The organism is Gordonibacter urolithinfaciens, from assembly GCF_900199375.1.
In the GTDB taxonomy this organism is placed as follows: Bacteria; Actinomycetota; Coriobacteriia; order Coriobacteriales; family Eggerthellaceae; genus Gordonibacter; species Gordonibacter urolithinfaciens.
On record NZ_LT900217.1, the window covers coordinates 2,886,071 to 2,906,977 of the forward strand.

General features: G+C 67.7%; 14 protein-coding genes and 1 tRNA gene. 13 read left to right on the forward strand and 2 right to left on the reverse strand.

Annotated elements, in window-relative coordinates; genetic code table 11:
* The first annotated feature begins 46 nt into the window (after window positions 1-46).
* Together BN3560_RS12370 and BN3560_RS12375 are read left to right on the forward strand one after the other, a co-directional pair.
* On the forward strand, window positions 47-3,028 hold the full coding sequence (locus tag BN3560_RS12370; RefSeq protein ID WP_096228290.1) for a PD-(D/E)XK nuclease family protein: 2,982 nt from the start codon (window positions 47-49) through the stop codon (window positions 3,026-3,028).
* 3 nt (window positions 3,029-3,031) lie between these two features.
* The gene (locus tag BN3560_RS12375; RefSeq protein WP_096228291.1) at window positions 3,032-6,682 is read left to right on the forward strand and encodes a UvrD-helicase domain-containing protein; all 3,651 of its coding nucleotides are present in this window, start codon (window positions 3,032-3,034) and stop codon (window positions 6,680-6,682) included.
* Between the two features lie 317 nt (window positions 6,683-6,999).
* Here BN3560_RS12375 and BN3560_RS12380 read toward each other — a convergent pair whose 3' ends face one another.
* Window positions 7,000-7,992 carry a glycosyltransferase family 2 protein gene (locus BN3560_RS12380; RefSeq protein ID WP_301155081.1) on the reverse strand — a complete coding sequence of 331 codons (993 nt, stop codon included), beginning with the start codon at window positions 7,990-7,992 and terminating at the stop codon, window positions 7,000-7,002.
* 233 nt (window positions 7,993-8,225) lie between these two features.
* Between BN3560_RS12380 and BN3560_RS12385 the strand changes: the two genes are divergently transcribed.
* Window positions 8,226-10,439 carry an ATP-binding protein gene (locus tag BN3560_RS12385; protein WP_231897403.1) on the forward strand — a complete coding sequence of 738 codons (2,214 nt, stop codon included), beginning with the start codon at window positions 8,226-8,228 and terminating at the stop codon, window positions 10,437-10,439.
* A 40-nt stretch (window positions 10,440-10,479) separates the two neighbouring features.
* Window positions 10,480-10,899: a GtrA family protein gene (locus BN3560_RS12390; protein WP_096228292.1), complete on the forward strand. Its 420-nt coding sequence runs from the start codon at window positions 10,480-10,482 to the stop codon at window positions 10,897-10,899.
* Window positions 10,900-10,913: 14 nt separating this feature from the next.
* Here the strand turns inward: BN3560_RS12390 and rlmD are convergent, their stop codons facing one another.
* The gene (rlmD, locus tag BN3560_RS12395) at window positions 10,914-12,272 is read right to left on the reverse strand and encodes a 23S rRNA (uracil(1939)-C(5))-methyltransferase RlmD (protein ID WP_096228293.1); all 1,359 of its coding nucleotides are present in this window, start codon (window positions 12,270-12,272) and stop codon (window positions 10,914-10,916) included.
* 64 nt (window positions 12,273-12,336) lie between these two features.
* On the opposite strand from rlmD, the gene BN3560_RS12400 reads away from it, so the two are divergent.
* The 9 genes from BN3560_RS12400 to BN3560_RS12440 all read left to right on the forward strand — a co-directional run bounded on the left by BN3560_RS12400 (window position 12,337) and on the right by BN3560_RS12440 (window position 20,899).
* A tRNA-Arg gene (locus tag BN3560_RS12400) sits at window positions 12,337-12,412 on the forward strand.
* A gap of 119 nt (window positions 12,413-12,531) precedes the next feature.
* Window positions 12,532-14,376: an AAA family ATPase gene (locus BN3560_RS12405; protein ID WP_096228294.1), complete on the forward strand. Its 1,845-nt coding sequence runs from the start codon at window positions 12,532-12,534 to the stop codon at window positions 14,374-14,376.
* 76 nt (window positions 14,377-14,452) lie between these two features.
* Window positions 14,453-15,478, forward strand: a complete 1,026-nt coding sequence (locus BN3560_RS12410; RefSeq protein WP_331712904.1) for a 5-methylcytosine restriction system specificity protein McrC — start codon at window positions 14,453-14,455, stop codon at window positions 15,476-15,478.
* Between the two features lie 195 nt (window positions 15,479-15,673).
* A complete protein-coding gene (locus BN3560_RS12415) occupies window positions 15,674-16,207 on the forward strand; it encodes a peptidylprolyl isomerase (RefSeq protein WP_015539885.1) in 534 nt (177 codons plus the stop codon).
* Window positions 16,208-16,259: 52 nt separating this feature from the next.
* Window positions 16,260-17,621: a tetratricopeptide repeat protein gene (locus BN3560_RS12420; protein WP_096228296.1), complete on the forward strand. Its 1,362-nt coding sequence runs from the start codon at window positions 16,260-16,262 to the stop codon at window positions 17,619-17,621.
* A 73-nt stretch (window positions 17,622-17,694) separates the two neighbouring features.
* Window positions 17,695-18,099, forward strand: a complete 405-nt coding sequence (gene ndk, locus BN3560_RS12425) for a nucleoside-diphosphate kinase (protein ID WP_096228297.1) — start codon at window positions 17,695-17,697, stop codon at window positions 18,097-18,099.
* Between the two features lie 74 nt (window positions 18,100-18,173).
* The gene (locus BN3560_RS12430) at window positions 18,174-19,211 is read left to right on the forward strand and encodes a 4Fe-4S dicluster domain-containing protein (protein WP_015539888.1); all 1,038 of its coding nucleotides are present in this window, start codon (window positions 18,174-18,176) and stop codon (window positions 19,209-19,211) included.
* Window positions 19,201-20,112, forward strand: a complete 912-nt coding sequence (locus BN3560_RS12435) for an FAD/NAD(P)-binding protein (RefSeq protein ID WP_041239489.1) — start codon at window positions 19,201-19,203, stop codon at window positions 20,110-20,112. Before BN3560_RS12430 ends, BN3560_RS12435 begins: the two co-directional genes overlap by 11 nt.
* Window position 20,113: 1 nt before the next feature.
* Window positions 20,114-20,899 carry an NADH-quinone oxidoreductase subunit B family protein gene (locus BN3560_RS12440; protein ID WP_015539889.1) on the forward strand — a complete coding sequence of 262 codons (786 nt, stop codon included), beginning with the start codon at window positions 20,114-20,116 and terminating at the stop codon, window positions 20,897-20,899.
* Window positions 20,900-20,907 lie beyond the last annotated feature (8 nt).

Consider the following 20,907-nt stretch of genomic DNA (forward strand, 5'->3'; position numbering starts at 1 on the left):
GCCATTCTAGCGCATTCCCCGCGCGGTGCGCGGTTACAATAGCGCCATGCCTTACCGAACCATCATAGCCGAAAACGCCGCTGCGGCCCTGGGCGCCGCCGTGGCCTGCGCCCGCGACCTTGCCGACGGCGGGGCCGTGCCCGCGATGCTGGTGCCCTCGCCGCCCGCCGCCGCGCGGGCGCGCCGCGCGCTCGCGGACGGCGGCGGCGTGCTCGGCGTGCGGGTGGCGACGTTCTCCTCGTGGATCGCGGATCGCTGGGAGCTCTTCGGGGACGGGCGCCGCCTCGTGTCCTCGGCGGAGCGCACGCTGCTCGTGCGGCGCGCCATCGGCGAGGCTGCGGACGGCGGCGCGACGGCGGGCGGCGCATTGGCGGATGCGGGCGCCGCCGAGGCCGGACGGGGGCTCGCGCCGGCCGGCCTGGAGGCATTGGAGGCGACGCCGGGGACGGTCGACCTCGTGGCGGGCCTCGCGCGCGAGGCGCTGCCCTGGCTCGCAGACGCGGGCTCGTCGGGCGAGGCGAGCCTGAGCGACGGCGAGCGGGCCGTCGTGGCGGCGCTCGCGCGCTACGCCGCGAAGCTGCGCGCGGCCGGGCTCTGCGAGCTCTCCGAGGCGGCTCAGGCGCTCTCCGGGACGCTTCCCGCGTCGCCGGTCGTAACGCTGGGATTCGACGAGCCCGGCTGCGCCCTCGCCCATCTGCTGGTTGCGCTTTCCAAGCGTGCCGACGTCGTGCGCGTCGACGACGCCTGCAGCGCGCCCGACGGCGCCCCTGGGCGCAACGGCGAGCTGCAATCACTGCTGGGGCGCCTGTTCGCGCCCGCCGACGGCACGGCCGTGGAGCCGACGGGGGCCGTGCGCTTCCTGCTTCCGGCCGGCCGCTACGCCGCGCCTGCGCTCGTGGCGCGCACCCTGGCCGACGCCGCGCTCGCGGAGCGCGCCGCGGCCCGCCGGGAGGGCCGCGCGCCGCTGTGCGTGTGCGCGGCCTGCCGAGAGCCGGCCGCCCTGTTCGCCGAGACGTCCGACTTCCTGGCGCGCCGCGGCGTGGACGCCGCCGTGTCGGCGCGCACGCCGTTCGCACAGACCGGTTTCGGCCGGGCGTTCCTGGCGCTCGCGGAGTTCGCCTGGGGTTCCGGGCCCTGCGCGGCGAAGGCCGCCGATTTCGCGCTCAGCCCGTTCTCGGGCGTGCCGCAGCGTGCGGCCTGGGCGCTCGACGCCGCCTGGCGCGGAGACCGCACGGCCGACCACGCCCGCATCGAGGCCGACCTGCGCGCGGCAAGCGAGGTGCTGGACGCGGCGCTGCCGGCGCTCGGGCGCGATGACGCGGACGCGGCGCTCGCGGTGTTGGAGGAGCGCCTGCGCCGCATGGGCGGCCTGGATGAGGCGTACCGCGCCGGGCAGCTGGCCGCCGTCGCCTGCGCGCGGCGCTTCGCGGCCGCCTGCGCCCAGGCGGGGGAGCCGCTGGCAGGTGCGCTGGAGCTGCTCGCGCGCCAGCCGGTGCCGTCGGGCGCGTGGGAGGGCGCCTCGGAAGGCGCGGCGCCGGATGCCCCGTGCGAGCCCTCCGTGCTGTTCGCGAGCCTGGCCGACGCCGCCGACCGCCCGCCGTGCTCGTGCGCGGTGCTCGTGCTGTGCGACCTGGAGGCGAGCTCGTATCCAGTGCGTCCCGCCGAGGACGCCGCGACGCTGCTCCTGGAGAGGTTGGGGCTTGCGGCGTGCGGCGACGCGCTGGCGGCCTCGCGCCGCCGCTTCTTCCGGGCGCTGTCGTGCGCGCGCGACGCGGTGGTGTGCGAGCGCGTGCTGAGCACGGCGGACGCGGACGAGGCCTACCCGGCCGTCATGTACGAGGAGCTGATCGACTGCTACCGGCCCGACCCCACGCGCATGGGCGACCTCGACCGCGCGACGGGGCTGCCCCAGGCGCTCGTGCCCTTCGCCGAGCGTGCGGGCGAGGATGCCCTTCACGCGAACCTGGCGCCCGGCGACGATGCGTCCGATGCGGAGGCGTGGGAGGTTCCTACGAGCGGGGACGTGTCGCCTGCCGCGCGCGGGCGCGTCGTGCTGCCGCGCGAGGGCGGGTCGGCTTCCGGCGACCGCCCGGCGACGCCCGTCCTGTCGCCCTCGGCCATCGAGAGCTACCTCGAGTGCCCCTGCAAGTGGTTCTCGCTGAGGCGCCTGCGCCTGTCCGAGCCCGACGCGGGCTTCGGGCCGCTGGAGATGGGCAGTTTCTCCCATGGCGTGCTTAAGAGCTTCTACGAGCACTTCATCGAGGCGGGCAACGCGAAGGTGGCGCCGGGCAACTTGGAAGAGGCGCGCTCGCTCATGCGCGAGACGTTCGCCCGCCACCTGGCGTTCCAGCCCGAGCTCAAGCGCAAGGCCAACCCGCTTTTGCCCCTCACGGCCTTCGAGCGCGCCGAGGCGCACGGCCTCGAGCGCCGGCTCGTATCCTACCTCGACCGCGAGGCCGCGCTGCTGCCCGGCTTTGCCCCCGCCTACTTCGAGCTCGACTTCGGTGCGAAGGAGCCGTTCGCATACGGGGGCTTCGAGCTGCGGGGCAGCGTCGATCGCATCGACGTAAACGGGCGCGGCCAGGCCGTGGTCATCGACTACAAGGGATCGCTCTCGCCCGACTACGCGCTGGCCTCGGCGTCGCCGGCGGCCACCGCCGGCGGGGCGGTGCTGCCGCACAAGGTGCAGGCGCTCGTGTACGCCCAGGTGGCCCGCCGCCTGCTGGGGCTGGAGGTCGTGGGAGCGCTCTACGTGTCGTACGGGAGGGACGGGCGCGTCGCCGGCGCCTTCGACCGCACCTTCGTGGGCGCGGCCGACGTGCCGGGCATCGACGCGGAAGCCTGCGGGGCGCCGGGGCCGGCCGCCGAGGCCGTGGGCGCCGGGTCGTTCGCCGAGTTGGCGGACCGGGTGGAGGAGGGCATCGCCCGGGCGGCCCGCAGCATGGGGGCGGGGCAGGTGTCGCCCGACCCGCGCGGCGCTGACCCGTGCGGCTTCTGCCCCGTGCTCGCCTGCGAGAGGAGGCGTTAGGCCGTGAACCTGGATTCCTGCACGCCGGGCCAGCGCGAGAGCGTGATGCGCGTGGACGGCCCGCTGCTCGTGTCCGCCGGGGCGGGCTCGGGCAAGACGTTCACGCTCACGCAGCGCATCGCCTACGCACTCCTGCCCGAGAGCGGGCCGGCGGCGGACGGCATCGACGAGGTGCTGGCCATCACGTTCACCGAGAAGGCGGCCGCCGAGATCAAGGCCCGCGTCAAGCGCACGCTGCGCGCCGAGGGCATGTGCGAGGAGGCCCTGAAGGTGGACGCCGCCTGGATATCCACCATCCACGGCATGTGCGCGCGTATCCTGCGGACGCACGCGCTGGAGCTGGGGCTGGATCCGGCGTTCGGCATCGTGGGCGACGCGGAGCGCGCCGACCTCGTGGCCGCGAGCATCGACGAGGCGCTCGGCGCCGACAACGACATCATCGAGCGCGGGTCGTACGGGGCGCTGTTCGACGAGTTCCCGGCGCGCTCGGCACTGCCCTCGGCGCCCTCGGTGGCGTCGATGCTGCAGACGCTGCTCGACAAGGCCGTGGGCCTGAGGGGCGGGCTGGACGCCGTTGAGCTGGGGCCGGAGCCGCCGGCAGCATCGGCGCTCGCGCGCGAGCTGCTGCTGGCGTACGAGGACGTGGCGGGCGCGCTCGAGCAGGCCGGCAAGAGCGCCGCGGCCGAGCGGGCGCGGGTGCAGGCGACCGAGGCCCAGGAGGCGCTCTCGGCGTTCATCGCCGGGCAGCCGGACGGCTGCCTGCGCGACCTCGCGGCCGTGGTGGACGGGTGCGCGTTTCTGCCGAAGACGTTCGGCGGCTCCGACGTGAAGGAGCGGGTGGCGGCATACCAGCAGGTCCACGCGCACGTGTGCCGCAGCTTGGCGCTGGGCTTGGCCTGGCCGCGCGCGGCCGAGCTCATGGCGCTCGCGCGCGACGTGGCGCGCCGCTACGAGGACAAGAAGCGCGCCCTGTGCAAGCTGGACAACGATGATTTGCTGGTGAGGACGCTGGCCGCCTTCGAGGAGCACCCGCACGTGGCCGGCCGCTACGCCGACCGCTTCAAGCTGGTCATGGTGGACGAGTTCCAGGACACGAGCCAGCTGCAGATAGACCTGGTGGCCCACCTGGCCGGGCCGGGGCTTGCGCGCCTGTGCACCGTGGGCGACGCGCAGCAGTCCATCTACCGCTTCCGCGGGGCCGACGTGAACGTGTACGAGGCCCACAAGCGCACGATGCGCTCGGGCGAGGTGGGCGCGCTCTACGTGGAGCTTGCGAAGAATTTCCGCAGCCATGCCGACGTGCTCGCGTTCGTGGACCGTGTGTTCGAGCAGCCCCACGTATTCGGGGACGGCTTCATGTCGCTCGAGCCGCACGAGGGGCGCCCGTCGGCGTACCGCGGTGACGGCCCGCGCATCGATCTGGTGCTGGCCCTGCGCCCCGCCGCGCGCGGGAGCGGCGTGGGGGTCGACGACGCGAAGGCCGCCTGCGCCCGCGCCATCGCCCGGCGGTTCGCCGCGCTGCGGGCGTGCGGGCACGCGCCGGGCGACATGGTGGTGCTGCTGGGCAAGATGTCGCGTGCCGAGACGTACGCCCGGGCGCTGCGCGACGAGGGCTTCGAGTGCGCCGTGACGGGAGGGTCGCTGTTCGCGGCGGCTCCCGAGGTGCGCGTGGTGGCCCGGTTCGTGGAGGCGCTGGCGAACCCGGCGAACACGGCGGCGCTGTTCGAGGTGCTCACGAGCGACATGGTGCGCCTGTCGGCCGACGACCTTCTGGAGCTGGCGACCGAGCGGGACGACGAGACGGGCGAGCTGCGCCGCCGCGACCTGGACAAGGGGTTCGCTCGCCTGGCGGAGCGCGCGGACGGGCTTCCGCCGCGCCTGGCCCATGCCGTGCGCCTGCTCGCGCGCGCCCAGCGCGACGCGCGCACCCGCCCCCTCTCGCGCGTCGTGCGCGATGCCGTCGTGCGCTCGGGCTGGATGGCGCGGCTCGAGGGCCAGGGCGCCGCTGGCCTGGCGTGCGCAGCCAACGTGCTCAAGGCCGTGCGCCTCATCGAGCAGCTGGAGGGGGAGCGCGGCCTGGGCCTGGCGAGCGCGGCACGCGCGTTCTCGGCCGAGCTGGCAGCGGGGATGAAGGAGGCGCCCGGCGCGCTCTCGGGCAGCGGCGGAGACGTGGTGAGGATCATGACGATCCACGCTTCGAAGGGCCTCGAGTTCCCCATCGTGGCCGTGGCGGACTTCGCCGGCCCGGCGCTGCCCCCGGGCAAGCTCGTGGTGGAGACGTGCGGTGCGGCCGCGCACGCCTCGCTTGCAGCGGGCGGCTCGCTGGACGCCTTTCCCGGCGTGGCGAAGCGGGCGGGCGCCGGTGGCTTCGAGGACGATGAGGATGCCGACCTGGCCGCCGCCCGGCGCCTGTTGGAGGAGGGCGGCCCCGCGCGCGACGGCCGGGGCGCGCCCGCGTGCACCCAGGACGCCTACCGCGCGGCGCTGCGCGGCCGCGCAGCGGCCGAGGAGCTGGCCGAGGCGCGCCGCAAGCTGTACGTGGCGCTCACCCGGGCGAGCGAGGCGCTGGTCGTGGCCATGGACGCGAAGGCGCCCGCGGCCGGCAAGCCTCCCGCGTATCCGGCGCTCGTGGACGACGTCCGCAGCGCGCTCTGCGACGCGGCCGACTTCCCGGAGGGCGAGGCCCTGCTGGAGTACGGCGGCAGCGCGCCGGCGCGCTTCGAGCGCATCGCCGTGCAGGCGGCGGGTGCCGCATTCGGCGACGCCGATCCCGATGCGGAGGCGGAAGGGCCGGCCTGCGGCTCCGATGCGGCACGCGCGCCGTTCGCCGTGCCGCGCATGGCCGGGTTCGAGCCTCTGCCGCGCCGACCCTGGCGACCGGCCGGCGAGGATGCTTTCTCTTACTCGTCCATAGCCCCCGCATACGCACCAGCCTTCGACGAAGCGCCGGGGGGCGCCACGGTGGCGGGTGTCGGTGCGCCGTCCTCGGTCGACCCCATCGTCGGTGCGCTGCCGTCGACGCTCCGGGACGAAGGGGAGGAGGCGCACCTGGAAGCCGACGCTGACAAGGCCACGGCGCTCGGCAGCGCGTTCCACCGCGCCGCGCAGTTCGCCGTAGAGGCGGGCGCCGTCCCCGACGACGCGCGGCTCGCGGCGATCGCCGAAGCCCTCGCGCTCTCGCCTGCGCAGCGCGGCCGGCTTGCCGATGCCTGCGCGCGCTGGTTCGGCAGCGCCGCCTGCGCGGAAACCCATGCTTGGGAGTTGCGCCGCGCCGAGGTGCCCTTCGTCGTGGCGCTGGACGATGCGCTCATGGAGGGCGAGATCGACCTTTTGTGTACGCACGGCGCCGAACCGGGCGGCACGGCGCTCGCCATCGACTACAAGACGGGCGGCTCGGACGCCGAGACCCCCGCGCAGCTGAACGGAAAGCACCTGCTGCAGGCCCAATGCTATGCCTATGCGCTGCTGTCGCAGGGCTTCGACGAGGCGGAGCTGCGCTTCGTGCGCGTCGAGCGCCCCGAGCGCCCGCGCGGGGCGGGTACCGCGTCCGCGGACGGTCCTGGCGAACCCCAGGTTGTGTCGTACCGCTTCGCCCAACCCGACCTCGAGGCCCTGCGGGATGCCATAGTGCGAGCCCGTGCCGCCAGCACCTGAGCACGACCGAACTGCGGCTCGCTAAGACCGGTCGCCTTGGTGCTCCCGCTCGCTGCGAGAGCCTCCTTCCCGCCTCCTGTGCTCGTAGTGTAACCTAAAGGTTACGTAGCGATATCATCGCCCAATGCCTGAATGAAAAAGCCCGAACCTTTTATTATGCGAAGTCGGGGGCGACTAATCACGACTGCAATTTTGAAGGACGAGCAGGTATTATGCGGAATGCAAAGAGGGGCGGAAGAGAGCGAGGCAACGCATCAGCCCGACGCGAGCATCGTGTATCCGCCCCTGCGCTTTCGAGGACCGCGCGCGAACGTGCCCTACCGCCTGCCGTGCTCGCGGTACGCCTCGGTCACCTGCAGCTCGTACTGCTTGCGGGTGCCCTTCACCACGGTGTCCAGGATGAGCCCGCAGGTGAAGCTCAAGATGCCGATGAACACGAGCGCCACGGCCAAAAGCGCGGAGGGCAGCTTCGGCACGAGCCCCGTGGCGGCGAACTCCCAGACCACGGGCACGCCCGCGACGAGCCCCAGCACGCAGAACAGCAGCGCCACCCAGCTGAAGAGGGCCAGCGGCCGGTAGTCCTTGAACAGCGACAGGATCATGAGCAGCACCTTGCACCCGTCGGAGAACGTGTCCAGCTTGCTCTCCGAGCCCTCGGGCCTGTCGCGGTAGTCGATGGGAACCTCGGCGATGCGCCAGCGCTTGTCCACCGCGTGGATGGACAGCTCCGTCTCTATCTCGAAGCCGGGGCTGAGCACCGGCATGGTCTTGGCGAACACGGCGTTGTAGGCGCGGTAGCCGGTCATGACGTCGGAGAACTCGAAGCCGTAGATCCACTTGATGAGCACGCGCACGAGGTCGTTGCCGAAGCCGTGGAACGCGCGGTCGTTCTCCTCGCCGTAGGTGCCGTTGGAGAGGCGGTCACCCACCACCATGTCGGCCTCGTCGGCCATGAGCGGGGCGAGGAGCTCCGGCGCGGCCTCGGCCGGGTAGGTGTCGTCGCCGTCCACCATGAGGTAGTAGTCCGCGTCGATGTCGCGCATCATCTGGCGCACGACGTTGCCCTTGCCCTGGCGCCGCTCGGCGCGCACCACGGCCCCGTGCTCGCGCGCGATCTCTCCCGTGCCGTCGGAGGAGTTGTTGTCGTAGACGTAGACGGTGGCATCGGGCAGCACCCGGTGGAAGTCGTCCACCACCTTGCCGATGGTCACGGCCTCGTTGTAGCAGGGGATGAGCACGGCCACGCTGCCCTGCTCGGGCACGTTCTGGGTGCGCGGCGCCCCGGCCTGCGCGTCCTTCGTCTCTTGCACGTTTCGCTCCTCGATTCTCGTATGCGCCTATCCTACCCGAAAGGCCCCTCGCGCGCCAGCCGTCGCGGGGCGTTTCACCGTGGATTCGCAAGGGCGGAGCCTTCCCCGGCGCCCTTTCCCGGCCGGCCGTCAGGAAGCCGTTGCCAAGCGGTAGGACGGCGGGGGAGGGTGCCGCCCGCGGCGATGGTAGAATGCCCGAGGTTCCGACGACGAAGATGGGTGAGGCTTTCAGCATGGGCGTGCATTTCGATTCGCACGGGCGCAGGCGCGTGGCGGCGGCTATCGTGGCGGTGGCCGTGGCCGTGGCGCTGGTGCTGGCCTACACCATCGTCTCCACGCGCAAGGCCACCGACGAGGTCATCGCGAACGTGAGCGAAGTGTACCTCGGCGAGCTTAGCAAGCAGCTGGTCTTCCACTTCGATACGGGCGTGGAGAACAAGTTCAGCCAGCTGGAGACGGTGGCGAGCGGTCTAGAGCTGGCTGCTCCCGACAGCCGGGAGCAGATGGCGGGCTACCTGCGGACGCAGGCGGGCAACGACGACTACGCGTTTCTCGCCGTGCGGACCTCCTCCGGCGAGCTCGTCTCCGCCGACGGCGACGTGTGCGCCTGCGACGACGACGGTGAGCTGCCCGCGTACCGCGATGCGCAGGGGCGCCGGGTCGTGTTGTACGATGACATGATAGTGCTGGTGGACGACGTCGAGCCGTTTCGCTGCGGCGACGACACGATCGTGGCCGCCGTCTGCGGCTTCGCCTCCCTGGGCGTGGGCGACCGCCTCAACCTCACGCTGTTCGACGGCTTCTCGCGCTCCATCATGATCGACCGCAACGGCGATTGCGTGGTGAGCGACCGGAACAGCGGCCTGAATCCAGGCGAGAGCCTGTTCTCGCTGATCGACGAGCGGGGCTCCTTTGTCGGAGGCAGCGCCGAGGAGGAAAGGATCCGCTCGGTTCTCGCGCGTGGCGACACCGTCAACGTGCCCATCGTGTTCGATGGACGCAGCGAGTACCTGTACTTCTACCCGCTCGGGCATGCGGAATGGTACCTGTGCACCGTCATGCCCTACAGCGTCATCGAGGGAGATATCGGCGACCTTAGCGGCACCATCGCCGCAAACGCCGCCATCGTGGGCGTGGCCGTGCTGTTGTTCGTGCTGCTGGTGTTCCTTATCTACTACCGGATGGCCAGGCGCAACACGCGCCTGCTGGCCGAGGAGAAGGACCGCGCCGAGCGCGCGTTCGCCGAGGCCCAGCAGGCGAGCCTGGCCAAGACCGAGTTCCTGTCGCGCATGTCGCACGAGATACGCACGCCCATGAACGGCATCATGGGCATGACGGCCATCGCGCTTGAGAGCATCGGCGACGACGGCAAAGTGCGCACGTGCCTGGAGAAGGTTACGCTGTCCTCCGAGCACCTGCTGTCGCTCATCAACGACATCCTCGACATGAGCAAGATCGAGAGCGGCAAGGTGGAGATAAAGAAAGAGCCGTTCGACCTGTCCACGTTCATCGGGTCGCTGGCGGCCGTGTTCCGCGCGCAGGCCTCCGAGCGCGACGTCGCCTTCGCCGCCGTGGTGGAGGGCGACGTGCCCGGCCATGTGGTGGGCGATCCGCTGCGGCTCAACCAGGTGATCTACAACCTCATGGGCAACGCGTTCAAGTTCACTCCCGAAGGCGGGAGCGTCACGCTGCGCATCGAGCGTCTCGCGGATGCGGGGGACGGCTGCATCTGGCTGCGGTTCGCGGTGGACGACACGGGCTGCGGCATCGAGCCCGAGCACCTGGACAAGATATTCGCCTCGTTCGAGCAGGGCGGCTCCTCCGTGGCGCGCAAGCACGGGGGCACAGGGCTGGGGCTGGCCATCACGAAGCGCTTCGTGGAGCTCATGGGCGGGCGCATCCGCGTGGCCAGCGTCGTGGGCCACGGCTCGTCGTTCGCGGTGGACGTGCCCCTCGGCCGCGCCACCGGCGAGCCCTCCATTGTCGAGGAGCCGGACGCCGAGGAGGGGGCCGTGCCCGTCGGCATCCAGCCGGAAGCGCACGACTTCGCGGGCACGCACATCCTCGTGGCCGAGGACAACGCGCTGAACCAGGAGATTGCCGTGGAGCTCATGACCATGGCGGGCGCAAGCGTCGAGACGGCCTCCACGGGCCGTGAGGCGGTGGAGGCGTTCGCGGCCTCCGACGTGGGCCATTTCGACCTCGTGCTCATGGACGTGCAGATGCCCGAGCTGGACGGATACGGGGCGGCGCGCGCCATCCGGGCCATGGATCGCCCCGACGCCTCCACGGTGGTCATCCTGGCCATGACGGCCAACGCCTTCACCGAGGACGAGGAGCGCAGCGCGGAGAGCGGGATGGACGGACACTTGAGCAAGCCCCTTGATATTCGCCGCGTTTATGCCACAATAGACGGGTTTTTGGAGAAGCGCCGCAACGGGCGCTGAGGCCCGGCCGCCGTGCGGCCGGCGGCGGGGAGGCGCGAACGTGAAGAAGCTCATTGCCCAGATCATGAAGTTCGGCGTGGTGGGCGTTATCGCCTTCGCGATCGACTACGGCCTCCTTGCGCTCCTGACCGAGGCGTTCGGCGTGAACTACCTGGTGAGCGCCACCGTCTCGTTCACCGTGTCCGTGGTGTTCAACTACGTGGCGTCCATGCGCTACGTGTTCAGGCACAAGGAGGGCATGAGCCGCCGCCGCGAGTTCGTCATCTTCGTGGTGCTGTCGGTGATCGGCCTTCTTATCAACAACCTCTGCATGTGGGCGGGCGTGGAGCTTCTGGGCGTCCACTACCTGATCGTGAAGATATTCGCCACCTTCGTGGTCATGGTGTGGAACTTCGTCACGCGCAAGAAGTTCCTCGACGCCGGCGACGAGCCGGGCGAGATCCTCTCGGACATCGAGTAGGGAGCGCAAATCATTCACAATCGTCTACGGTTGACGTTCTCGAACAGGCTCGCCACCTCCACGTGGTGCGTCTGGGGGAACAGGTCGACGGGTTGCGCGCGCACCAGGCGGTATCCGTTTTGCTCGAAGCGGGCCACATCGCGCGCCCAGGTGGCGGGGTTGCAGCTCACGTAGGCCACGCGCGCGGGGGCCGCCTCGGCGATGCTCTCCGCCACGCCGTCGGCGAGGCCGGCGCGCGGGGGGTCCACCACGAGCGCGTCCAGCCCGCCCAGCTCGGGCAGCTCGCGGGCGGCGTCGCCGCCCACCACCTCGATGTCCACGCCGTTCATCTCGGCGTTGCGGCGCAGGTCGCGCACCGACGACCCGGCGGCCTCGATGGCGATGACGTCGGCCCCGGCCTGCGCGAGCGGCACGGAGAACGTGCCGCCGCCGGCGTACAGGTCGGCCACGAGCAGCCCGTCCAGGCCCTCGGGGCCCTCCTCGCCCATCCGGCCGCCCAGGCCCTCCACGACCTCGGCGGCCAGCTTCTCTGCCTGGGCGGTGTTCACCTGGAAGAACGACGGCGCGCTGGTCAGGAAGCGCGCACCGGCCAGCTCCTCGCCCCAGCAGCCCTTGCCGTCGAGGGTCTCCACTCCCTTTATCTTGCGCGCGCGCCCGGGGTCGGCCAGCACGCGCACGATGCTCGTGGCCTTGAGCGCGCTCTTGAGCGTCTTCGCCACATGCGCGCGGGGGAACGCGCCGGGCTTGGTCCACAGCGCGATCTCGGTCTCGCGCGTGCGCAGGCTGTGCCGCACGCCCACCCGGAAGATCCCCAGGTCGGCCGAGCCCTGAGCGAACCGCAACGCGCCGCGCAGGGCCTTGGGCGCCTTGGCGACGGCATCATGGGCGAGCGGGCAGACGGCCGGCGTGGCTATCTCGTGCGTGCCCTCGCGATGGAAGCCCAGCAGGAACTCGCCGTTCTCCGCGCGCGCGGCGCCCAGCTCCAGCTTGTTGCGGTAGCCCCACTGCCGCTTGCTCGGCAGGCAGGGGCGCACGAGGTCCTCGGCGCGCGCGGCGTCGAAGCCCGTCGTGTGCACGAGCGCGCCTACGACGTTGGCGCGCTTCGCCTCCAGCTGGGCCTCGTAGGACAGGTGCTGCCACGGGCAGCCGCCGCAGGCGCCCCCCTGCGGGCAGCGCGGCTCCACACGCTGGAGGGAGGGCTCCTCGACCGCCACGATGCGCGCCCGCGCGAACGAGGCCTTCTCCTCCACCACCTCCACGCGCACGGCGTCGCCGGGCGCGCCGCCCGCCACGAACACCGCCTTGCCGCTCGCCAAGCGCCCCACGGCCTCGGCCCCGTTCCCCATGCGCTCGATGCGCAGCGTCTCTTCCATGAATTTGGATTTCCTTAGCTTTGATCGACGTTTTCGACCATCATAGCGTATAATCTGCCGTCGTGCCCTTGTAGCTCAGGGGATAGAGCGTCTGCCTCCGGAGCAGAAAGCCGCAGGTTCGAATCCTGTCAAGGGCACCAATCTTTCTAACTCGCATTGCATGTCTTTTGAGGCAGCCGTGCTCCGTCTCGCATACAATGAGTAAAGCGCTTATACTGGAGCGATCACGGATTTTTGTTATTTTTGGGGAGGGTATGCGATGCCTGGCTTCACCGGACCGACGCACTTGAAGATGGCGCCCTACGTTCTCCAAGCCTTGCAAGAACTCGGAGGAAAGGCACCCTACGCCGATATCGATCAGCGGGTTATCGACATTATGGGCCTATCGAACGAAGTTGCTTCTTTTCCTCATGGTGATACGAGCAGAACCGAAATTGCCTACCGCTTGGCATGGGCTCGAACCGACCTGAAAAAAGTTGGGATGATCGACAATCCCTCTATGGGCGTTTGGGAAATAAAGCCCGAAGGCATTGAGGCGGCTAACGGGGATTCTTCTGAAGTTGTGAAACGCATAAGGGCGATGCGCGCGCTGGAGAGGACTGGTTCCAAAAGCTCTCGAGCCGTCGAGGGCGATCCGGAATATTCGGTCGATCTCGACGGTTTGGATCCGCAAGGCTCCGAGAGCCTTGACTCTCTCGAAAAGGCCTATTTTGTCGGTGCTTCGATTGACGGACAGGACAAGACCGACGAGTTCGTTGAGCAGGGTACGTGGCGTTGTGGCTATGAGGCGAAGTATGCCGATCAGATCAATAGGATCGAGCCTGGAGACCGCATCGTCATCAAAGCCACGTTTACCCGTAAATACAACCTTCCTTTCGACAACCATGGCGAGAACGTATCAGCTATGAGGATTAAGGCACGGGGCGTGGTTCGTTACAATCCTCGAGACGGTAAGACCCTCCGTGTCGATTGGGAGAAAGGGTACGAGCCTCGCGATTGGTATTTCCTCACTTTGCGCCAGACGTTCTATCTTATTGAGCGCGATCTCGAAGACTGGAAGCGGGGTGCCCTGCTCGATTTTGCGTTTGCCGATGACGTGCAGGATATAGAGGCTTTCCTTGCCGATCCCTATTGGGCCGGCCAATACGACTCCATCGTTGAGGAGGGGGTGATCGAGCCTTCGGGTGATGTCGAAGAAGAGGAGATGCCGGGCGCCTACAACGCAGAAGATTTTCTGCGCGAGGTGTTCATGGACGAGCAGGAGTATGCGAAGCTCGTATCTTTGCTCGAGCGCAAGGGCAACGTGATACTTCAAGGTGCGCCAGGCACGGGCAAGACGTTTGCGGCGCGGAGGCTGGCTTGGTCTTTAATGGGCGAGCAAGCCGACACCCGGATACGTTTCGTCCAGTTTCACCAGAACACCACCTACGAGGACATGATCGTCGGGTATCGTCCCACCGAAAGCGGCGGTTTCGATTTGAGGAACGGCGTATTCACGAGGTTTTGCGAGCAGGCGGCGAACTCTGCGTCCAAAAAGCACTTCTTCATTATCGATGAGATTAACCGAGCTAACGTATCCAAGGTAATGGGCGAGATGCTCGTTGCCGTCGAGAAAAGCCATCGGGCGGCTATCGTGGACGTTCGCCTGCAAGGAGGCCGAAACGGTTTTTCCGTTCCCGATAACGTTTACATCATCGGTATGATGAACACGGCGGACCGATCTATTGCCATGATGGACTATGCCTTGCGACGCCGCTTTGCCTTCTTCGAGCTGGAACCCGCATTCGGACGCGAGAGCTTGCTTCGTGATCTATCCGAGCGCATGCCCGAAGACTTCGCTCGCATCCTCGTGCAGGAGATGATCGCGTTAAACGCCCGCATAGAAAACGAGCGTGGCAGAGCGTACCGGATAGGACATAGTTACTTCCTCAGCTTTCCCTCATCCGATGGGGCAATGAGCGAGGATGAGTGTCGCGTCTGGCTTTTGTCCATCGTGGAGTACGAGATTGTGCCGTTGCTTCGTGAGTACTGGTTCGACGCATCGTCCGATCAGATCAAGGGCTATGTCCGGGGACTTCTGTCTCTCGCCTCCGGCGAACGCTGATTCGGGGCGAAACGATATGTCGAAGCGCTTTCGAGCACGCTGCCGGGGCATTCCCGTGCGAAATATCTATTATATGATGTGCTACGCGCTGAGATGCCAAGACTTGTTGGATTCTTGCCCGAGCGACGACGATGGGGAGTTTGAAGGCGTTACCGAGCTGATGTCCTTCCTCGTTGCCCGCGAGTCGTTCCGACTCGTCGAATCAGGCCTGGTACGAGACTACCATGAGAAGTCAGAAGAGCTTCAAACTCCACGCGGGCGTATCGAGATGGCTGCTTCTTTTGCCCTTTGCGCACGGAAAAAGCTTGCCTTGGCATGCGAGAGCGATGACTATACTGCCGACCAGGACATGAACGGCATGATCGCCTTCACACTCGATCGGATCAAGGGAGGGCATGCCAAGACAGACGCCTTCCTTAGAGAGGTTCGTCCGCTTTTCGACGGTATCAGGAAGGTTGAGCCGACGCGGGAGCGCATTGCCCGGCTATCCTTCGATCGTCGCACGTCCCGATACCGATTCGTCATATCGCTTTGCAGTTTGCTCCATGACCGGCGGCTTCCCATCGATCGCATGGGAGGTCAGATCATGAGTGAGGTGGAGCGCACTCGGCTCAACTACCTTTTCGAAGGCTTTGTACGTTCGTTTTATCGTCAGGAGCTGCCGAGATCGAAAGGGTCCAGCTATTCGGTTTGGGAGGGCGGCCGAGAGGTCTCATGGGCAGTGAAGCCAGATAGCCCCCAAAGTGCCCTCATGCCTAGGATGATCACGGATGTCTGGATCGAGAGGGTACTGGATGACAGGCGGAGGCGCTTGTTCGTCATCGACGCAAAATTCTATCACGATGCCTTGGGAGGGAGCACGACCTTCCGGTCGCCTCATCTCTACCAGCTGTTCAGCTACCTTTGCAATGCCAAGTTAGAGCTTGGCAAAAATCTCGAAGACCTTCATGGCTGCCTTCTCTATCCGCTCAACGGTACGCCTTTGTGTGAGGATGTTGCCCTTGCTGTTGGGGACATGCATGTGAGGACGGTGGATCTCGATAACGAGTGGACGGATATCGCCGCCAATATGCTCGAGCTTTTCGACAGCATGGACGGGTGAAAGTACGGGCTTCTGCTGTCTATTGGTTGAGGGAAACGCCCCGTCCACAGGCGCGTGAATGTTATACGATTTTTCACCTGGGCCGGGCGTTACCTGCTAAAATTCCCAATCGTATGTGGTAATTCGCCAACGCGGCGCAACCGGCTCCGGCCGGGGTGCGACGCGACGTAACGCAAGTGAGGAAAAGGAGCCACCATGGCGCAGTACACGCCCGAATACCAGCCGACCGGCGACGAGATCGCGGTCATCACCACGTCGAAGGGCACGATCCGCGTGCAGCTCAAGGGCAAGGACGCCCCCATCCACGTGGGCAACTTCGTGGAGCTGGCGCGCAAGGGCTTCTACGACGACTTGAAGTTCCACCGCTACGTGCCGGGCTTCGTGATCCAGGGCGGCTGCCCGAACACGCGCGAGCTGTCCTCCGAGGAGGTCGTGAACGTGACGAAGAGCCCCCGCTCCCGTCTGGGCACGGGCGGCCCGGGCTACTCCATCAAGGAGGAGTACACCACGAACCCGCACAACGAGCACAACGACGGCACGCTGGCCATGGCCCGCTCGCAGGACCCGAACTCCGCCGGCTCGCAGTTCTACTTCTGCCTGGGCGCCCAGCCCATGCTCGACTCGGGCTACACGGTGTTCGGCGACACGATCGAGGGCCTGGACGTCATCGGCAGCCTGCGCGTGGGCGATGTGATCGAGCACGTGGAGATCGAGAACGCCGCCGAATAGCGCATCAGGGCGCCCGCCAGCCGGGCGCCCTCGACCAAACGTAAGGAAGCAGATGAACAACGACCTATTCCAGCAAGCCCGCGCGGCCTATGCCGCGAAGGACTATGCAGGCGCCCTCCAGGCGTTCACGCAGTGCTTGCAGGATGGAAGCCACCCGCTCGCGCCGGGCGAGATGGGGCTGCTCTACCACCAGATAGGGAACTGCCTCGTCAAGCTCAAGGACTGCAACGAGGCCATCCATGCCTACACGCAGGCCACGGCCGACGCGGCCTACGACGCGTGCGGCGCGGTGAACTACAACTTAGGGATGGCCTACGCGGCGCTGCACGACTACGAGGACGCGGTCAAGCACTTCGAGATAGCCGTGTCAGACGCCAAGTACGACACGCCGTACAAGGCCTACACCGGCATGGGCAACGCGCTGCTGAAGCTGGGCAAGTCCGCCGAGGCGGGCGTGGCGTTCCGCGAGGCGGCGCTCGACGAGGGCAACCCCGACCCCACGAAGGCGCTGCTGAACCTGGGCGTGTGCTTCATGGCGCTCGACCGTCCGGCCGACGCCGTGGCTTCCTACGAGAGCGCGCTGCAGTTCGGCATGCAGCCCGACACGAAGAACAAGCTCTATGCCAACCTCGGGCAGGCCTACGTGGCGTGCGGCCAGATGCAGAAGGCCGTGAACGCCTTCGAGCAGTCCATCGCCGACAAGACGTACTACCTCTCCGACTCCGCGAGCGTGGACTACCAGCGCGCCATCGCGGCCGTGGCCCAGGGCACTTCCGAGATCACGCAGGTCATGCCCGCCGTGGCCTCTGCCGGCGACCTGTCCGGCCTGGACGTGGCGGCCGACGGCGCCCCCATGTACGCCGACGAGGGCGCCTACGCCTACGGCCAGCAGGACCCGTACTACTACGCCGACGCCTACGGCGAGCAGGCGTACTCCGGCACCGAGGCGGGCGACCACTTCTTCAACGCAAGCGACGAAGAGCTGGAGAAATGGTCGAAGGGCCTGGCCAAGCAGGACCGCAAGCGCCGCAACGTGGGGCTGAAGGTGCTCGTGGCCATCGTGCTTCTGGTGGTGGTGGCGTTCGGCGCGGCCGTGTTCCTGTACACGCAGGGCTGGGGCTACCCGACGCAGGAGACCGTGGTCAAGGAGCTGTTCGCCAACCCCGAGGCCGCGTCTTCCACCGTGTTCGCCAAGGAGGTCGATGCCGATAAGGCCAAGACCATGGTCGAGCCGCTCGTGGCCGACGCGAACCCCGCCATCGACGGCGTGGACAAGTCCATGAGCGATTCCACGGTGTACGTGACGGCCAAGACCGAGCAGGGCGGCGACGTGCAGTACAAGGTGTCGCTCGTGCGCGATATGATCGGCTGGAAGGTGTCGAGCGTCGAGCTCTACTTCCCGAGCCAGAACTAACCGGGTTCACCGAAAGTGCGCGCGCGTGCGCGCACTTTCTTCATGTCTGTATAAAAGAGAGAAAGGGAACCACATGGCAGTGCAGAAGACCTACACCATGATCAAGCCCGACGGCGTGCGCAACGGCCACATCGGCGAGATCGTCAACCGCTTCGAGCGCGCGGGCCTCACCGTCGAGCGCATGGAGCTGGGCATGGTCACCGACGAGCAGGCCAAGGCCAACTACGCCGAGCACGAGGGCAAGCTGTTCTACGAGGGCCTCATCTCCTACATCACCAGCGGCCCCGTGGTGAAGATGGTCGTGTCCGGCGAGGGCGCGGTGGCGAAGTGCCGCTCGCTCATGGGCGCCACGAACCCGGCGGAGGCGGCCCCCGGCACGATCCGCGGCGACTTCGGCCTCATCATGGACGAGAATGTTATCCACGGCTCCGACAGCCCCGAGTCCGCCGAGCGAGAAATCGGCATCTTCTTCGAATAGTTCTCGCGGCTGGTCCGCTGGGCGGGTATTCTGTTACGCATTAGCAGGTCACCAGACGAGAAAAGGACGAGAGCATGCTCTATCGCGTCATCGATGCCTCAGAACTTCCCTCGCTCGTGTCGGCTTTCATGGAATCCTATGAAGTGGTAGCTCCGGTCAAGCGCGACCGGAGCTACGTGTTCGAGGCCGTGGAATCTTATCACGACATAGAGCTGGGTTACGACACGACCGTCTCATCGCCCAAGAAGTACTTCCTGCCGCCCACCGAGACGCTGTTTCCCTTCGATGCCCGCGCGGAGGAGGTGGCGTCCTTCGCCGCCGAGATCACGCCCCGCGTCATCTTCGGCGCCCATGCCTGCGACATCAACGCGCTGAACCGGCTCGACCTCGTGTTTCGCGACGGCCGCTACCCCGACCCCTACTACGTGGCGCGCCGGGCGGCCACGCTCGTGGTGGGCGTGAGCTGCATGCCCACCGACACGTGCTTCTGCCACCTCTGGGGCGCCGACGAGGCCCGTTTCGGCTACGACCTGTTCCTGCAGGATATCGGCGGCAAGTACCTCGTGAGCATCTCCAGCGTGGAGGCGGCGAACATCCTGGAGGCGGCGTGCAGCCCGCGCGTGGCCACCGACGAGGACCGCATCGAGTTCCGCCATGCGACGAGGCGGCGCCAGGAGGCGTTCAACGGCGACATCCCCGACATCCAGGACGTGGCCATGCTCATGGACGCGTTCCACAAGGACCCGTACTGGGAGGAGCTCGGGGGCCGTTGCCTGGCCTGCACGGCGTGCTCGGCCGTGTGCCCCACGTGCTTCTGCTTCGACATCCAGGACACGCTCGACCCCGACGGGCGCACCGGCGTGCGCGAGCGCACGTGGGATTCGTGCACCTCGCCGCAGTTCGCCCAGGTGGCCGGCGGGCACAACTTCCGCGCCGACGGGCGCAACCGCGTCCGGCACCGCATGTACCACAAGCTCAACGGCTTCCTGGCCAACCACGACCGCATGCTCTGCGTGGGCTGCGGGCGCTGCGTGACGGCGTGCAAGGCGAACATCAACCCCATCGAGGTGCTGGAGTTCTTCGAGAGGAAGGGGGCCTGCGATGCCGAGTAGCTGCGCGGTTTCCACGGTTCAGGTGCATCCGCTGGAGGGCGGGCCCGCACCGCTCACCGGCGAGGAGATGATGGCCGCCAACCCGTATCGGCCTTGGCCGGCCCGCATCACGTCCATCATCGACGTGACGGCGACGGAGAAGCTGTTCGAGTTCCGGCTCATCGACGACCGCATCCGCGACGCGTTCTCCCACGAGCCCGGCCAGTTCGTCGAGGTCTCCATCTTCGGCGTGGGCGAGGCGCCCATCTCCATCTCCAGCTCGCCCACGAAGCGCGGCTTCATCGAGCTGTGCGTGCGCCGCGCCGGCGCGTTCACCAAGGTGCTGCACGAGATGCAGTGCGGCGACGTCGTGGGGCTGCGCGGCCCGTTCGGGCGCGGGTTCCCCATCGAGGACATGAAGGGCCACGACATCCTGCTGGTGGCGGGCGGCTTGGGCATCGCGCCGCTGCGCTCGCTCATCAACAACATCCACGACGAGCGCTCCGAGTTCGGCAAGGTCACCATCATCTACGGGTCGAAGAACCCCTCGGAGGTGATGTTCCGCCAGCAGTTCGAGATGTGGCGCCACCGCAAGGACTTCGACCTCTACCTGACCGTCGACCATCCCGACGATACGTGGGATGGAGAGGTTGGCCTGGTCACGAAGCCGTTCGAGCATCTGGAGATCGACGCGCCCAACACGTTCGGGGCGCTGTGCGGGCCACCGGTGATGTACCGGTTCGCCATCGACGAGATGCGCAAGAAGGGCATCAGCTACGACCGTATCTACGTGAGCTTCGAGCGCCATATGAAGTGCGGCATGGGCAAGTGCGGCCACTGCCAGATCGGGCACCAGTACGTATGCATCGACGGGCCCGTGTTCAACTACTGGGAAGCGAAGAACATTCAGGGGTCGATGTGATATGAGCGGATACTGCATAGCCTGCCAAGAGAAACCGCAGCCTCCCCGCGTCGTGGTGGTCGGCCTGGCCAGCTGCTTCGGCTGCCAGCTGCAGATCACGAACGTCGAGGAGCACCTGCTGGACGTGCTCGGCCAGATCGACCTGCGCTACTGGCAGCTCACCTCGAGCGAGCCGATGCCCGACGCCTTCGACGTCGCCGTCATCGAGGGCGCGGTGACCACCGTGGAGGCGGAGGAGACCGTGCGGCAGCTGCGCGAGCGCGCCGGCGCCGTCATCGCCATCGGCGCCTGCGCCACCACGGCCGGCATACCCGGCATGGCGGCGGCGGGCTTCTCCGAGCGGCCGGGCCAGGTGTACGACCTCGTGCCCGAGGCCTGCGGCGACATGGTTGCGCCGCAGCCCGTGGGGTCCGTCATCGACGTCGACTTCGAGGTGCGCACGTGCCCGGTGGACTCCCTCGATTTCATCGACGTGCTCCAGCGTGCGCTCTACGGCTCGAACAAGGCCGTGCCCACGCGCACGATGTGCGGCGACTGCAAGCGCAACGAGACGAGCTGCTTCTTCGGCAAGCAGCAGCTGTGCCTGGGTCTGGTGACGCGGGCCGGGTGCGGCGCGCGCTGCGTGAACCTGGGGAGGCCCTGCAACGGGTGCCGCGGGCTGTCGCCCGACGCGAACCTGCCCTCGGCGCGCGAGGCGTGCGAGCGCTACGGCGTGCCGGTGGCTGACTTCGACAAGGCGCTGGAGATGTTCAACCAGGTGAATCCCGCCCTAGCGGCGAGCGAGTAGGGAGCTTC

Excerpts from the sequence above, each read along its gene's own strand:
- BN3560_RS12385 (WP_231897403.1), top strand. The coding sequence starts at position 8,226 with ATGGGCGTGCATTTCGATTCGCACGGGCGCAGGCGCGTGGCGGCGGCT.
- BN3560_RS12415 (WP_015539885.1), top strand. The coding sequence starts at position 15,674 with ATGGCGCAGTACACGCCCGAATACCAGCCGACCGGCGACGAGATCGCG.
- BN3560_RS12440 (WP_015539889.1), top strand. The coding sequence starts at position 20,114 with ATGAGCGGATACTGCATAGCCTGCCAAGAGAAACCGCAGCCTCCCCGC.
- BN3560_RS12435 (WP_041239489.1), top strand. The coding sequence starts at position 19,201 with ATGCCGAGTAGCTGCGCGGTTTCCACGGTTCAGGTGCATCCGCTGGAG.
- BN3560_RS12370 (WP_096228290.1), top strand. The coding sequence starts at position 47 with ATGCCTTACCGAACCATCATAGCCGAAAACGCCGCTGCGGCCCTGGGC.
- BN3560_RS12420 (WP_096228296.1), top strand. The coding sequence starts at position 16,260 with ATGAACAACGACCTATTCCAGCAAGCCCGCGCGGCCTATGCCGCGAAG.
- BN3560_RS12410 (WP_331712904.1), top strand. The coding sequence starts at position 14,453 with ATGTGCTACGCGCTGAGATGCCAAGACTTGTTGGATTCTTGCCCGAGC.
- BN3560_RS12405 (WP_096228294.1), top strand. The coding sequence starts at position 12,532 with ATGCCTGGCTTCACCGGACCGACGCACTTGAAGATGGCGCCCTACGTT.
- ndk (WP_096228297.1), top strand. The coding sequence starts at position 17,695 with ATGGCAGTGCAGAAGACCTACACCATGATCAAGCCCGACGGCGTGCGC.
- rlmD (WP_096228293.1), bottom strand. The coding sequence starts at position 12,272 with ATGGAAGAGACGCTGCGCATCGAGCGCATGGGGAACGGGGCCGAGGCC.
- BN3560_RS12430 (WP_015539888.1), top strand. The coding sequence starts at position 18,174 with ATGCTCTATCGCGTCATCGATGCCTCAGAACTTCCCTCGCTCGTGTCG.